Here is a 1,447-nt window from a genome sequence, read left to right as displayed (position 1 = left end):
GCTTGCTGTCTCAGAATCACATAATGGACGCGAGCAACGACTAGAAAAGTCTGCTTTGTGGTCAAGTCCTCGGCCTATTAGTACCGGTCAGCTCCACACGTTACCGCGCTTCCACCTCCGGCCTATCAACCCGGTCGTCTACCGGGAGCCTTACCCCCTCACAGGGTGGGAGACCTCATCTCAAGGCAAGCTTCCCGCTTAGATGCTTTCAGCGGTTATCCCTCCCGAACGTAGCCAACCAGCCGTGCACCTGGCGGTACAACTGGCACACCAGAGGTTCGTCCGTCCCGGTCCTCTCGTACTAGGGACAGCCCCTTTCAAGTCTCCTGCGCGCGCAGCGGATAGGGACCGAACTGTCTCGCGACGTTCTAAACCCAGCTCGCGTACCGCTTTAATGGGCGAACAGCCCAACCCTTGGGACCTACTCCAGCCCCAGGATGCGACGAGCCGACATCGAGGTGCCAAACCATCCCGTCGATATGGACTCTTGGGGAAGATCAGCCTGTTATCCCCGGGGTACCTTTTAGCCGTTGAGCGACACCGCTTCCACACGCCGATGCCGGATCACTAGTCCCAGCTTTCGCTCCTGCTCGACCCGTCAGTCTCACAGTCAAGCTCCCTTGTGCACTTACACTCAACACCTGATTGCCAACCAGGCTGAGGGAACCTTTGGGCGCCTCCGTTACCCTTTGGGAGGCAACCGCCCCAGTTAAACTACCCACCAGACACTGTCCCCGATCCGGATCACGGACCAGAGTTAGACATCCAAAACGACCAGAGTGGTATTTCACCAATGACTCCACCCGAACTAGCGTCCGAGCTTCCCAGTCTCCCACCTATCCTACACAAGCCGTTCCAAACACCAATGTCAAGCTGTAGTGAAGGTCCCGGGGTCTTTCCGTCCTGCTGCGCGAAACGAGCATCTTTACTCGTACTGCAATTTCACCGGGTCTGCGGTTGAGACAGCGGGGAAGTCGTTACGCCATTCGTGCAGGTCGGAACTTACCCGACAAGGAATTTCGCTACCTTAGGATGGTTATAGTTACCACCGCCGTTTACCGGCGCTTAAGTTCTCACCTTCGCCAACCGAAGCTGACTAAGCGGTCCCCTTAACGTTCCGGCACCGGGCAGGCGTCAGTCCGTATACATCGTCTTACGACTTCGCACGGACCTGTGTTTTTAGTAAACAGTCGCTTCCCCCTGGCCACTGCGACCCCCACCAGCTCCGAGTGCAAAACTCATCACCAGCAGAGGTCCCCCTTCTCCCGAAGTTACGGGGGCAATTTGCCGAGTTCCTTAACCACAGTTCACCCGATCGCCTTAGTATTCTCTACCTGACCACCTGAGTCGGTTTAGGGTACGGGCCGCCACAACACTCGCTAGAGGCTTTTCTCGGCAGCATAGGATCATCCACTTCACCACAATCGGCTCGGCATCACATCTCAGG

The 1,447-nt window shown here is 56.8% G+C and carries 1 rRNA gene; it reads right to left on the bottom strand.

Features of this window, described 5'->3' with window-relative positions:
* Window positions 1–57: 57 nt before the first annotated feature.
* Window positions 58–1,447: ribosomal RNA gene (locus tag AB0L65_RS62900) — 23S ribosomal RNA — on the bottom strand; the annotation flags it as partial.

The organism is Nonomuraea sp. NPDC052116 (assembly GCF_040680035.1).
GTDB lineage: Bacteria > Actinomycetota > Actinomycetes > Streptosporangiales > Streptosporangiaceae > Nonomuraea > Nonomuraea angiospora_A.
Note: the sequence above shows the minus strand (reverse complement) of the source record. Positions and strands in the feature narration are given on the sequence as shown.